Origin of the sequence: Paenibacillus rubinfantis (assembly GCF_001486505.1) — a bacterium.
Lineage (GTDB): Bacteria > Bacillota > Bacilli > Paenibacillales > Paenibacillaceae > Fontibacillus > Fontibacillus rubinfantis.
This window is the reverse complement of sequence record NZ_LN909055.1, coordinates 45,724-57,943: the sequence shown is the minus strand read 5'-3', so window position 1 is coordinate 57,943 and position 12,220 is coordinate 45,724. Positions and strand designations below refer to the sequence as shown.

Here is a 12,220-nt window from a genome sequence, read left to right as displayed (position 1 = left end):
ACGAGTACATGAATCCAAATTCCAGTTGCTACCAGGTGCTGATCGATCAATTAAGAGAACAGATGGGTTATGACTTCGTGTCGCTGGCTTTTGCTGAGTCCGCCGTCAACGATTTCATCCTTACCTGGAAGTATGCCTCGGGCAACTTGAACAATCGCTACAAGCGCATCGTTCTCCAATCGGGCAAAGGCGTTGCCGGCATCGTGTTCAAAACCGGCAATCCCATGTTGGTTTCGAGCGTCGCCGAAGGGCTCGACCCGCAAGAGATGTACAATTATCCGATTCTGATCTCGGAGCGGTTGTCGAGCCTGGCTGCGATCCCTTTATATCTGGCGGACCGGGTGGAAGGGGTTCTCCTCGCCGGCTATCGGGGAGAGCAACGGATGTCCCAGGAAGGGCTAAACCAGCTGTATGGATGGCTGCAAGGCAGATTTGGAGATTTTGAGATCAAGGAGTTGACCCCATGAATCCGTCATCCTTGAATATACCGGTTGAATTGCTTTATAAGCATTTTGAACACAGCTCCGATGCCATCATTTTCTTTGATGCCGTTCATCGGGTAATGTCGATGAATCCGCAGGCTGAACGGCTGTTGGACCGTCGGGTGCTGGAAGAACCAAGCGATGCGGACAGCAATGCGTTTTGTTTCTCCTGCCGCGGCTACACCAGTGAAGAAGAACCGATGTCCTGTCTGAACTGCTATCTGTCCAACTCGGAGAAGGATTTCAGCTCCTTTCAACTCTATTTGGAGACGAAAACCAAAGGGGTAGTCCCGTTTTCGGCCAGCTTTCAAACAGTAGATCGAGCGGCAGGGGTTCGGGTGCTTATTTTACGCGACCTGACCAATCAGCTGATGACTCAGCAAATGCTGAACCGAAACACGATGATGAAAAGCGTCATTAAAGCCCAAGAAGACGAACGCAAGCGAATTTCCCGCGAGCTGCACGATAGCGTAGCGCAAGAGTTAATCAGCTCGTTAGTGGATCTTCGGGTGTTAAAATATTTGAACGTGCAGGAGGAGGCCCTGCAGAAAATCCAGCAAACCGAAGCATCGCTCACGCGGTTGCTGGAGCAAATCCGCAACCTCTCGGTCGAGCTGCGGCCGGCGTCCCTGGACGATCTCGGCCTCGACGCCGCCTTCCGGTCGCACTTCAAGTGGATCGAGAAGAATTACGGCGTACTGGTGCGGTTTGTGGCAGAGCTAAGCGGCCAGCGATTTAATAGTGAAGTAGAAACGGTTGTCTACCGCGTGTGCCAGGAATCGGTACTTAACGCCTTGAAATATGCCGATGTGGACGAGGTGGACGTGCGTTTGTTTGCCTCGGAGCATATGCTGGAGCTGATCGTCTCGGATCGCGGCATCGGATTCGACGTCAATACGAACGACCCCAAGGGAACCGGTCTTGGCATCTACGGGATGAAGGAGCGCGCCGAGCTCGTGGGAGGAGAGGTCATGATTACCTCTGGGCTAGGGAAAGGGACAACTGTCCATCTACGGGTTCCGTTTGGGGCTGTATCTCCGTGAGTGAGCATCGTGTAACGGTTGGGAGTATAACTTTTCGAGGGTAAGGGGGAAAGGGTCTGTGAAAGTGGTAATCGCGGATGATCATGCCGTCGTCCGAAGCGGGTTTGCGATGATCATCAATTTTCAAGAGGACATGGAAGTGGTCGCAACGGCTGCGGATGGGATCGAGGCGTACAAAATGGTGGCAAAACACCGGCCCGACATCCTGCTGATGGATCTCAGCATGCCTCCCGGGGAAAGCGGCTTGATCGCAACCGCTAAAATCCACGAGGATTTTCCCGATACCCATATCATTATTCTGACGATGCACGATGATGAGGAATATTTATTTCATGTGCTTAAAAAAGGGGCGCGCGGGTATGTGCTGAAAAATTCCCCGGACGAACAGCTCGTCTCGGCCATTCGCATGGTGCATCAAGGCGGAGTGTATATTCATCCGAAGCTCGCTTCTTCCCTTGTCCGCGAATTCGTGAACCATGATCAGCAGGCGGATGAGAGCAATCCCTATCAGCTGTTATCCACCCGCGAAATCGAGATTTTGCCGCTGGTCGCCAAAGGATACGGGAACAAGGAGATTGCTGAGATGCTGCATATCTCCGTGAAAACGGTAGAGGCGCATAAAGCCAAAATCATGGAGAAGCTGAATTTGAAATCAAGACCCGAGTTGGTGGAATATGCGATCAAGAAAAAACTGCTGGATTTCTAACGGAGGCTGGTAACATGGTACAAGGAACACTGTTAAGCGAATTACCCGCCATGCGTATTCTGGAGAATGAGCATCGCTATTTGGCAAGTCTCATGGATGAATGGCATTCGATCGTGCTGGACTTTCAAAACGACCGCTATTCCAAGGATCAGGCGAGTCTGCAATTCGCCCGCCTGCGCGAGCTGCTGAATGATTTTAAAGCGCCTTTGCGTAAGCATTTTCAAAAAGAAGAGACTTATTTTTTTCCGAGATTAGGGAAGCATATAGGATATGAACAAGGCCCCATTGTTTCGATCGAACAGGAGCATGAGGAGATCTTCGCTTATATCGACCATTTTCTCCATTATGCCAACGGCGAGTTTTCGCTGGAGGAAATGAAGGCTTTGTCCCGTGATGCGGGCGAAGCGTTTGAAATTCTGACGGTACATTTCGTGAAGGAAGAAACCGTGCTGTTTTCGATGACCGGTCAGGTCATGAAATCGGAAGAACAAGAGCAGTTGAATAAGGAGCTTTACACCCTGATTGTTGAATAGTTCCCCATTCAATGAGCAGCCCATAAACATCAACCGGTGCTTATGGGCTTTTTTGTGTCCAAATCGGTTGAGTAGGGAGTTTCCCGGGGCGATCAGGGGAAAACCCTATTCAGAGCCACTTAGGGAATCGGCTAAAATACGGGTGGGGAATTCGATGGTTATTCAGAAGACAATTTGGAAAAGGTGATCGATTTGATTAAAAAAGTTCAATTGCCGCTGCAAACGCTAAATCTGATTGTGGGCTTTGCTGTATGGGTCATTATTTCGTCCCTCATCTCTTTTATGGGGGAGGATATTCAGATCCCGGCGGATAAGGTTGCGATCATTACGGCCATTCCTGTCGTATTGGGCTCCGTTCTGCGTATCCCGCTGGGGTATTACGCCAATATTTTCGGGGCAAGGATCGTTTTTCTGATCAGCTTCATTTTGCTGTTGTTCCCGGTGTTTTACATTAGTGAGGCGAGTTCTTACGTCGATCTAATTATCGGCGGGCTGTTTCTCGGGATCGGCGGAGCGGTCTTCTCCGTTGGCGTAACCTCGCTGCCGAAGTATTACCCGAAAGAGCGTCACGGTCTGGTGAACGGTGTGTATGGTCTCGGGAACCTTGGGACTGCCGTTACCTCGTTCTCCGCTCCGGTCATCGCAACGCAAATCGGCTGGTCCGCGACCGTTAAGCTTTATTTGATCCTCCTGCTGGTTTTTGCAGCATTAAATGTCTTCTTTGGAGACCGTAAAGAACCGAAGGTGAAAACGGCTCTGATGGATCAAATTAAAGGTGTTTACAAGAATGAAAAGCTCTGGTTGTTCTCGCTGCTGTATTTTATTACATTTGGTTCGTTTGTCGCTTTCACCGTTTATCTACCGAATTTCCTGGTGACCAACTTCGAACTCACCAAAGTGGATGCGGGAATGCGCACGGCCGGGTTTATCGCTCTGGCGACGTTTATGCGTCCGGTTGGCGGTTGGCTGGCGGACCGATTTAATGCCTTAATGCTGTTGATCGTTGTCTTCACAGGATTTACACTGGCGGCGATCGTGCTGGCGTTCTCCCCAACGTTTACCCTCTATACCATCGGCTGCTTGGTGATTGCGATGGTTGCCGGGGCAGGGAACGGGGTTATTTTTAAACTGGTTCCGCAGTATTTCAACAAACAGGCCGGGATTGTGAACGGGATCGTTTCGATGATGGGCGGTCTGGGCGGATTCTTCCCGCCGCTGCTGCTGTCTTATATCCACTCGGTTACCGGTCAATATTCCATCGGGTTTATGCTGCTATCCCAGGTGGCCTTGGCCAGCTTGATTCTGGTGCTCTGGATGATTTATTCCGATAAGCTAAGCTTGTCCTCGGAAGTGTTCAACACAACGGCGCAGGGGATTTTGGTCACCAATACGAAAGGGACCATTGTGGCGGTGAATCCCGCGTTTACCGCCGTGACGGGTTTTCGTGAAGAAGAGGCGGTTGGGCAGAAACCCAATATTCTGCGGACCGATCGCCAAGCTCCGGATTTCTATTCGCGGATGTGGAAGAGTATTAAAGAAACCGGCATGTGGCAGGGAGAAATTTGGAACAAGCGCAAAAACGGCGAAATTTACTTGCAATGGCTTAACATCAGCGCCGTCAAGGACGAGACGGGTGAGGATGTCCGCTACGTGGGGACGTTCTCCGAGCTTCCGGACGGTAAGGTGCAAAAATAAGGGGAACGACTCACATCAGTGAAGAGGGGGAGTAGATATGCCGGTTGGTCCATCCTTACGTCAATTACACGCGCATCAGGCCATCCATCACAGCGGCTTGGCCGGGGCAAAGTCGAAAACGGAGGAAGTTGAGCAGTTCTATTCCAGTGGGGATCTAGAGCTGGCGGAGCAAGCAACCGCTGAATTGCTCGAGTACTGGGAGTCGCGAATTCTCAGCCATGCCGATGCAGAGGAAGACGGCTTCTATCAAGAGGCTGTAGAGAAGAATCCCGCTCTGCAGGATGTGGTTCTACAACTGAAGCGCGATCATGAGCTGATGCGTATCGTGGTGAAGAGCATTCACCAACTGCGAGAAACTCCAGGATGGAATGTAGAAATTCTGCACAAGCTATATGCTTTGCTGGAGATCAATGAAATCCACAGCAGAGAAGAAGAACGGTTGTTGTTCTAACTACTTGATCGTAAATGTTGCACTTTCTGCAACAGTCCTAACCCAGACTAGACTAAGGAGTATAAGTGCTTCTTTTTCAACAAATAAAAATAATCGGCCAGGTATGAGCACCTGGCCGATTATTTTTTTTGCTAGATCACATAGATACACTCTTCGGCTGACTTGGGCTGGATCCCAAACTCAAACGTATCCTGACGAAGTCCCCGCCGCATCGTTTCGAGCGATAATATATCCTGCGGCTGGATATTGCCCAAATGCACGCCCGCGCCGAATTTGCGGAGCAGCAGCACTTGCTGGTGTTTCAGCGGAGCTTCCCACATCAGTCTCGTTGAATCGGGGACGAATTTCAGGATATTGTCTAGAATATCCAGACGACATTCTCCATGATCGTCGAAGATGCCGACCCCCATCCCCGATTCACGTGCCTCCACGGTCATCAGCTCGGCTCCAGCTTCCAGATCGGCCTCCTGCGTCTCTGCCAAATGCGTGGCATCGATTAACGAACCCGATAACTTCTTGCCAAATTCGGTCACCACGCGCAAGCCCCGATTGTTCCCTTCCTGAATCAGTTCGGTACGGCGCTTGCGAGGCAGCTCGATCGTTCCGTCGGACACCTCGATGCCGTTAAAGCCCAGCCGGCAGATCGTCGTGAAGAAATCCGAGACCACCCCTTGTTGAACGGCCGTTTCCAGCAGTGTTCCGCCAGGCATCACCATAATGCCGTGCTGCTTGGCAAGATTGATTTTGTACATCAACAGCTCCGTGCTGTAGAGGGGGGCCGTGCCGAAACCCAATTTGATGCAATTTACGTAACCCGCGGCCAGTTCGATGAAGTCCGTGAAGGCAGTCCGCCCGAGCCCTTTATCGATCACCATCGTCAGGCCGGGTCCGGTCACCTGCAGCTCCGGCAAGTTTTCTTCCGGCTCGCGGGTTTGCCGTCTTCCGCTCGGATCAAACAACTCGGCAGGCCATACGGCGCGTAACGTACTCTTCATCCTGATAATCTCCTCGTTTCCTTATGAACTTATCCTTTCACCGTTGACATAGGCATCATATGCGATTTCCACGCGGCGGGTGCCCAAGAATTAACAATTCTTAGTGAAGGTTCAGTTGATTTGACGAGGAGGTTTGATGAGGAAAAAAACCAGTCCCAATGTGACCAGGGATAAGCAGGAAACGGTGATAAACACAACGCGGTCGGAGATGTCCATCATCCACCCGAACAGGGGCGGGCCAAAGGCGACACCTAGGAACCGGAGGCTGTTGTACAGCGAGGTGATCATGCCGCGTTCGCTTTTTTGCACCGATCCGGTAATCATCGTATTCAGGCAGGGCAGAAGCAATCCGGTTCCGATACTGCTGACGGTCAGCAAGCCAATAAAAACATAGATGTTTTTAAAAAAGAAGATTGTCGCAGCCAAAGCCAGCGTCATCATCACAAGTCCGATGTTCATGAGCCAGCGGATCAGCAGGCCTTTCTTCTTAATCAAGCTGCCTGTCGTATAGGAAGTGATGACCATGCCGAGCAAGGGAATCGCCAGAATGGCGCCTTTAAGCACGCCGTCGATTTGGTAAGGGGCATCTTCCAAGGTGTTGGACAAATAAAACAGAACTCCAAAAAGAATAAAAAGTCCCAATGACCCCGCAAAAAAAGAGGTGATCAACCAACTCCCTTTTTTACGGAAAATTTGGCCGATTTTATGGATGTACGACTTGAGCGCCTGTTGTTCGCCATGTTTGGGTTCTTTGATCAGAAACAGGACAGCCAACAGCGATAAGGCGCAAAACACGGGGAACGCGAAAAAGGAAGCATACCAAACGATCAGCACCAGCAAAGACCCGATGATCGGACTTAGAACCTTGCCGACGCCGTTTGACGCTTCGATCAAGCCTAAGGCTTTGCTTTCCGTCCCACCTTTGTATAAATCGCCAACCAGCGCCATTGCAATCGGTGCTGTTCCCGCCGCAGCCATGCCCTGGATCGCCCGTGCTGCAATGATGACAGCATAGGAGTTCCAAATCGCACCGAAACCGGCCAAGAGCCCGGCACCTCCATAGACGATCAACGCCGGGATGATGATTTTCTTGCGTCCAAACCGGTCGGATAAGTAGCCGATGACCGGTATGAATAAGCCTGCCGCCAAGGAGAATATCGAAATGATCAAGCTGCTTTGAAATTTACTGATTTCCAGCTGCCTTTGCATTTCCGGAAGGACGGGCACCAGCATCGAATTGCCGAACACAAGCACGATCGGGATGGTCGCGATAGCCATAAACTCCCAGATCCGTCCCTTTGATCCGCTTTGTTCCGAGGCTACCGCTTTATGGTCGGTACGCTCGGCCATTTCCTCCTCGGGGAGGGAAATGTCGCTTTGAAAGGTGATTTGCAGCCTTTTCCGCGTTTTGGTGTTAGTCATCGGATTAGCTCCTCACGTTATTTTCGGACATAAGAACATGTTCATTATTTGTGATTTGGAGATCGGGTATGCATTCATGTTGCACGGGCTCCCACCTATCGGGCATAAGCTGATAATGTTCAAAGGGAAGGGTAGGGAGACCATGATCCAAATCGTACAGGGGAACAATCACCGGCTGCCGGACGCGGAGGTCCATGTGGTGATCGATGTGATCCGAGCCTTTACGGTGGCACATTATGCTTTTATTCAGGGGGCGCAAAAGATTGTTTTGGCCGGTTCGCTGGAGGAGGCATTTCGCTTGAAACGGGATAATCCAGATCACTTGTTGGCGGGAGAAATCAAGGGCTTGCCCATTCATGGCTTTGATTTAGACAATTCGCCTGCTCGGATTGCCCAAGCGAACCTGACCGGGAAAACCCTGATCCAAAAAACGACAAACGGGGTGGAAGCCACTTTAAATTCGTTAAACGCCAAAGAAGTCTATGTAACGGGGTTCTCTAATGCAGTTGCAACGGCGGCAAGGGTCAAAATCCGGCTTGCGGCTGCCGGCCCTGAACCCATCGTGCGTCTGATCGCTTCGCATCCAACAGGGGATGATGATCTGGCCTGTGCGGAATATATCGCGGGACTCTTACGCGGAGGTGGGGGGCCTACAGCGGCGCAAACGCTGGAGCGGATACGCGGCTCGGAAGCAGCGGCTAAGTTTTTTGATCCGGGACAACCGGCGTTTTTGCCTGAGGATATGGAGTTATGCTTGCGGGAACGACCAACCGACTTCGTGATGAAGGTGGATACCCGAGATGGGATCCCGGTCATCGAACGGGAGGAGGCAAATTAAAGGGAGAATCATCGTAGATTCTCCCTTTTTGTTTCTATTCTGGTTTTTTGACTAGGAGCGGTGGAGGAATCAGCCAGCCTTTTTCCTTGCTCATCCGTAAGATTCTTAGAGCCAGCGCCGTTTTGGTGGCATGGTATTTGGCAAACAACGCGCCGATATCCTCCCGAATGGACAGTCCCATCGCCCCGCTGCAGCCGGCTAGGGAGGCGGCGGTATCCATGGCGATCTTCGCCCCGATTTCCGGATCGGCAAATCTGGCGCCCGGTGGGATATCCTCGAGCTTCACTTCCGGACGTTCCGGCAGCATCGGGGAAGGCGTGATCCCATTGTCCGTTAACAGCTTGTCCAATTCCTTAATTTCCAATTTGGCTTGATCCATCAGATCTTTCAGAATCTCCTTCAGATCCTTGTCGCCAGCATGATACGTGTACAGCTGATAGCAGGACAAGATCATCTTGGCTGCCATCGAGCTCTCCCAAATGGTAAAGATTTCACCGTAATGCATTGGCTCGTGCTTCGGATTACCGTCTAAAACACCCATGAAAAAATCTCCTTTGCTTCGTCATTTTACTTGCCGTCGGTAGTATGTCTCACGGTGGCAGGTTGTATGATGGAGCGCCGCAGGAGTTGTTCTTTTGGGATTAACGATGCACCGTATATTGATTCGCTTTACTAAAACGTCGGATCATCTCAACTTCCTCAGCGCTTAACTCCGAAACATCGGCCGCGGCAAGATTCTGCAGCAGCTGTTCGCGAGATCTTGCTCCGGGAATGGCCACGGCCACTGCAGGATGGGCCAGTGAATAGCGGATGGCCAACTGCGTTAGGCTTCGTTTCGGCGTTTCCAGCTCTTGCAGTTTCCGACGCAATTCGCGCAGCTCGTCCAGCTCATAATCCAGCACGCCTTTCGCCGGTTCACGGTTCGCCGCCAGCGCTCCGCTTGCTAATGGACCCCGGGCGATCACGCTGATCCTCTGTTCCTGAAGCAGTGGAAATGCAGCTTCTTCGCCTCGTCGATCCACGATACTGTACTGGTTCATAACGCTAACGATCGAGGAACGAGAGACGTATTCGCGAATCACGTTCGGACGAATGGAAGAAATTCCGTACTCCCGGATGACACCTTCCTTCTTCAATTGTTCAAACGCTTCAATCGTGTCATCGATCGGATCTTCAATCGTCCCGCCATGCAGTTGATATAAATCAATATAATCCGTGCCGAGCCGACGCAGGCTGTCTTTGACCGCCGACAGGATGTACGCCTTTGACGGATCCCAGCTCCAGCCTTCCTGCCCCGGAATCCGGCGGTTGCCGACTTTGGTCGCCAGGATAACTTGGTCTCGGCGTCCCTTAATGGCCTTGCCGACGATTTCCTCATTGGTTCCGGCATCGTATAGATCGGCGGTGTCGAGAAAGTTGACACCCCGGTCCAACGCTTCATGGATCAGGCCAATCGCTTTCGTTTCCTCCGTCCCCAGCGACATGCATCCAAGTCCAATTTCACTGACGATCAGGTCGGAGGAGCCTAAACGGTTCATTCTCATCATTATGTACTCCTTATCCTTAGGTATGGTCATTCTATTATATGAAAAAAAGATCCCCATTCCAATTCAAACGAAACGCGGGGCGCTTCGTTGTTCCCCGAAAGCCCCGCGCGATCACCTTTTACATATACAGACTAGCCAACAATATCCCCAAACTCTCCTCATAAATCTCGTCGAATTGCGAGAGCGGCAACGGGTTGACACCGGTTCCCAACTCAATCGTAAATCCGGGACGACGGAAATCATAGATAAACCAATCTTTATATCCGGCATAGCTCTCCACATTACGGATGGCCTCGTAACCGCTGACCCGGGCGAATTCATTCGCGATTGTTTCGGCGTAAGGCGGTTCGCGGTTCTCAAATCCCCAATAGATGACTTCGCCTTGAGTGTGGAAGGCCAAGACATGGTCAAAATCGCTCTGCCGAGTTAGGTTAGCCATGGCGATCGCTTCGGGTTCGGTCAGCGGGGCGGTGCCTGGAAAATCCCGAGGTCCCCGTTCCACCGGATTCCGGTCCACCTCGCGTTCCCATAACGCCGGGAACTGGTCGTTTAAGTCAACTCCATTGATATTGGCTTTCCATCCCTGGAAATCGGTACTGCCGCTATTGTAAGACAATACGTTGCTGCGATAAGGCTCTTGTTCCGGCAATCCATGGATCACAAGGTCCACGCCGTCCAGATTCACCATAGGTACCATCGAGAAAGTCACCTCTTCATAATAAGGCCACATCGCCAGACCGCGAATCGAGCTGCTGTTCGTAAGCGCAAGCAGATATTGATTCAAGAACTTGATCAACACCGGCGTTGTAATCCATTCATTCGCATGAAAGGCGCCGTTCACATGCACTTGTTTGCTGCCTTTACCGATGCGCAATTCAGGGATGGGCTTGTTCATCACCGTATTCCCGATATTTCGGTAGACGATAAACGGGTAGATATCCATCAATCGGTTCAAATCTTCCCGTAATGCGGCGGAATCGTACGGTTTTCGGATGTCGACCACGAACCAGGTGACCCGCAGCGGAAGCTGCAATCGCTGGCCGACAGCAAGGTGGTTGGGATTCACCGACTGATTCAGCAGCAGGATTACATCCATTGGAACCCCGCGATCCCGGGACAACTTCCAAATGGAATCCCCAGCTTTGACCTGATATTCGCTGGATACGAATCCGGGGATGTGGACGGTCTGGCCTGCGTGAAGACCCTCCGCTTGGATCCCCGGGTTGGAATCCAAAATCAACTGCAGCGGCAGTTGAAAGATCTGACTGTAGTACCATAACGTATCCCCTGAACGTACTTGAATACGCATAACATATCCCTCCTGCACAAGTATGCCTTATCACAGCCTATGTAGGAGGAAGCGTGCAACATGCCAAAATGAAGGATTCCTCTTCACAATCACCGTGCTTTCAGGTAGACTTTAGAAAGTCTATTGTTAACCGACATTTTATATCCTGGTTAACAATAGATTCTCATTCGAACATATAGAAAGCTGGGATGATTGATGAACCAACGCAAGACGGAAGGACAGAGCTGGGATTCGCTTGCAGATAAAGCCCTAAACGGAGTGGTTTTAACTTGGGAGGAGGGGCTTTCCGTATTACAAGCTGAGAATGATCAATTGCTGCCGCTGATGGAGGCGGCGTATCGGGTCAGACGGTATTACTATGGCAACAAAGTGAAGCTGAACATGATCATCAATGCCAAAAGCGGACTATGTTCGGAAGATTGCGGGTACTGCTCGCAATCCTTGGTCTCTACGGCCCCGATATCGAAATACCCGTTGCTCGACAAGGACACGTTGGTTGCAGGGGCTCGCGAGGCGTTGCAGCGCAAGGCGGGAACGTATTGCATCGTAGCCTCCGGCAAGGGGCCAACCGACAAGGAGTTGGAGCAGGTCGTAGAGGCAGTCGCTGAAATTCGCGCAACGCTGCCGCTGAAGATTTGCGCCTGCCTGGGCATCCTTAGGGAGGAGCAGGCGCAGAAACTGAGTGAAGCCGGGGTTCACCGCTATAACCACAATTTGAACACGAGCCGGACCAACTATCCGTCGATTACGACGACCCATACTTACGATCAACGCGTGGCGACGGTCGAGACCGCAAGAGCGCACGGGATGTCTCCCTGCTCCGGCGTGATCATCGGAATGGGCGAATCGGATGAAGAAATCGTGGAGATGGCTTTAGCGCTCCGCGATCTGGATGCCGATTCGGTTCCGATCAATTTCTTGAACGCCATCCCGGGCACACCGTTGGAACGGGCGGGACGGGTACCGGCGCAAAAAGCGCTTAAAGTGTTGGCCTTGTTCCGTTTCATCTGTCCATCGAAGGAAATCCGCGTGGCGGGCGGCCGGGAGGTCAGCCTCCGGACACTGCAGCCGCTATCCTTATATGCGGCGAACTCGATCTTCGTAGGCGATTACATGACGACAGAAGGCCAGGATGTATCCTTAGATCACCGGATGATCGAGGATCTGGGCTTTGAAATCGAACTAACAGCGATTTAACG

General features: G+C 51.5%; 13 protein-coding genes. 8 read left to right on the top strand and 5 right to left on the bottom strand.

The annotated features are described in order from the left end of the window. Positions 1-8: 8 nt before the first annotated feature. The 6 genes from BN3277_RS01380 (at position 9) to BN3277_RS01355 (ending at position 4,910) form a co-directional block, all read left to right on the top strand. Positions 9-467, top strand: a complete 459-nt coding sequence (locus BN3277_RS01380; RefSeq protein WP_059040534.1) for a GAF domain-containing protein — start codon at positions 9-11, stop codon at positions 465-467. Further along, the gene (locus BN3277_RS01375; protein ID WP_059040533.1) at positions 464-1,525 is read left to right on the top strand and encodes a sensor histidine kinase; all 1,062 of its coding nucleotides are present in this window, start codon (positions 464-466) and stop codon (positions 1,523-1,525) included. The genes BN3277_RS01380 and BN3277_RS01375 overlap by 4 nt, the downstream gene beginning before the upstream one ends. 58 nt (positions 1,526-1,583) lie before the next feature. After that, the gene (locus BN3277_RS01370; RefSeq protein ID WP_059040532.1) at positions 1,584-2,231 is read left to right on the top strand and encodes a response regulator; all 648 of its coding nucleotides are present in this window, start codon (positions 1,584-1,586) and stop codon (positions 2,229-2,231) included. Positions 2,232-2,245: 14 nt separating this feature from the next. Continuing rightward, positions 2,246-2,764: a hemerythrin domain-containing protein gene (locus BN3277_RS01365; RefSeq protein ID WP_059040531.1), complete on the top strand. Its 519-nt coding sequence runs from the start codon at positions 2,246-2,248 to the stop codon at positions 2,762-2,764. A 192-nt stretch (positions 2,765-2,956) separates the two neighbouring features. Continuing rightward, positions 2,957-4,459, top strand: coding sequence for a nitrate/nitrite transporter (locus BN3277_RS01360; protein ID WP_059040572.1), 1,503 nt, complete (start codon positions 2,957-2,959; stop codon positions 4,457-4,459). A 37-nt stretch (positions 4,460-4,496) separates the two neighbouring features. Next, complete coding sequence (locus tag BN3277_RS01355; protein ID WP_059040530.1) at positions 4,497-4,910, top strand: hemerythrin domain-containing protein; 414 nt, start codon at positions 4,497-4,499, stop codon at positions 4,908-4,910. A 131-nt stretch (positions 4,911-5,041) separates the two neighbouring features. On the opposite strand, the gene comA is transcribed toward BN3277_RS01355, so the two are convergent. After that, positions 5,042-5,905 carry a phosphosulfolactate synthase gene (gene comA / locus BN3277_RS01350; RefSeq protein WP_059040529.1) on the bottom strand — a complete coding sequence of 288 codons (864 nt, stop codon included), beginning with the start codon at positions 5,903-5,905 and terminating at the stop codon, positions 5,042-5,044. A 111-nt stretch (positions 5,906-6,016) separates the two neighbouring features. Then, a complete protein-coding gene (locus BN3277_RS01345) occupies positions 6,017-7,327 on the bottom strand; it encodes an MFS transporter (RefSeq protein ID WP_059040528.1) in 1,311 nt (436 codons plus the stop codon). A 142-nt stretch (positions 7,328-7,469) separates the two neighbouring features. Here BN3277_RS01345 and BN3277_RS01340 point away from each other — a divergent pair, with 142 nt between their 5' ends. Next, entirely contained in the window at positions 7,470-8,165 is a 696-nt protein-coding gene (locus tag BN3277_RS01340) for a 2-phosphosulfolactate phosphatase (RefSeq protein ID WP_059040527.1), read from the top strand. A gap of 34 nt (positions 8,166-8,199) precedes the next feature. Here the strand turns inward: BN3277_RS01340 and BN3277_RS01335 are convergent, their stop codons facing one another. From BN3277_RS01335 to BN3277_RS01325, 3 genes are all read right to left on the bottom strand, one after another. Next, a complete protein-coding gene (locus BN3277_RS01335; RefSeq protein ID WP_059040526.1) occupies positions 8,200-8,706 on the bottom strand; it encodes a DUF3231 family protein in 507 nt (168 codons plus the stop codon). Between the two features lie 100 nt (positions 8,707-8,806). Next, positions 8,807-9,709 carry an aldo/keto reductase gene (locus BN3277_RS01330; RefSeq protein WP_059040525.1) on the bottom strand — a complete coding sequence of 301 codons (903 nt, stop codon included), beginning with the start codon at positions 9,707-9,709 and terminating at the stop codon, positions 8,807-8,809. 121 nt (positions 9,710-9,830) lie between these two features. Next, complete coding sequence (locus BN3277_RS01325; protein WP_059040524.1) at positions 9,831-11,021, bottom strand: M14 family metallopeptidase; 1,191 nt, start codon at positions 11,019-11,021, stop codon at positions 9,831-9,833. Between the two features lie 195 nt (positions 11,022-11,216). On the opposite strand from BN3277_RS01325, the gene bioB reads away from it, so the two are divergent. Then, complete coding sequence (gene bioB, locus BN3277_RS01320) at positions 11,217-12,218, top strand: biotin synthase BioB (RefSeq protein WP_059040523.1); 1,002 nt, start codon at positions 11,217-11,219, stop codon at positions 12,216-12,218. Positions 12,219-12,220 lie beyond the last annotated feature (2 nt).

Bases quoted from the DNA above. Each gene is read 5' to 3' on its own strand.
- BN3277_RS01380 (WP_059040534.1), top strand. From the start codon at position 9: ATGAATCCAAATTCCAGTTGCTACCAGGTGCTGATCGATCAATTAAGA.
- BN3277_RS01375 (WP_059040533.1), top strand. From the start codon at position 464: ATGAATCCGTCATCCTTGAATATACCGGTTGAATTGCTTTATAAGCAT.
- BN3277_RS01365 (WP_059040531.1), top strand. From the start codon at position 2,246: ATGGTACAAGGAACACTGTTAAGCGAATTACCCGCCATGCGTATTCTG.
- BN3277_RS01355 (WP_059040530.1), top strand. From the start codon at position 4,497: ATGCCGGTTGGTCCATCCTTACGTCAATTACACGCGCATCAGGCCATC.
- comA (WP_059040529.1), bottom strand. From the start codon at position 5,905: ATGAAGAGTACGTTACGCGCCGTATGGCCTGCCGAGTTGTTTGATCCG.
- BN3277_RS01345 (WP_059040528.1), bottom strand. From the start codon at position 7,327: ATGACTAACACCAAAACGCGGAAAAGGCTGCAAATCACCTTTCAAAGC.
- BN3277_RS01340 (WP_059040527.1), top strand. From the start codon at position 7,470: ATGATCCAAATCGTACAGGGGAACAATCACCGGCTGCCGGACGCGGAG.
- BN3277_RS01335 (WP_059040526.1), bottom strand. From the start codon at position 8,706: ATGGGTGTTTTAGACGGTAATCCGAAGCACGAGCCAATGCATTACGGT.
- BN3277_RS01330 (WP_059040525.1), bottom strand. From the start codon at position 9,709: ATGAGAATGAACCGTTTAGGCTCCTCCGACCTGATCGTCAGTGAAATT.
- BN3277_RS01325 (WP_059040524.1), bottom strand. From the start codon at position 11,021: ATGCGTATTCAAGTACGTTCAGGGGATACGTTATGGTACTACAGTCAG.
- bioB (WP_059040523.1), top strand. From the start codon at position 11,217: ATGAACCAACGCAAGACGGAAGGACAGAGCTGGGATTCGCTTGCAGAT.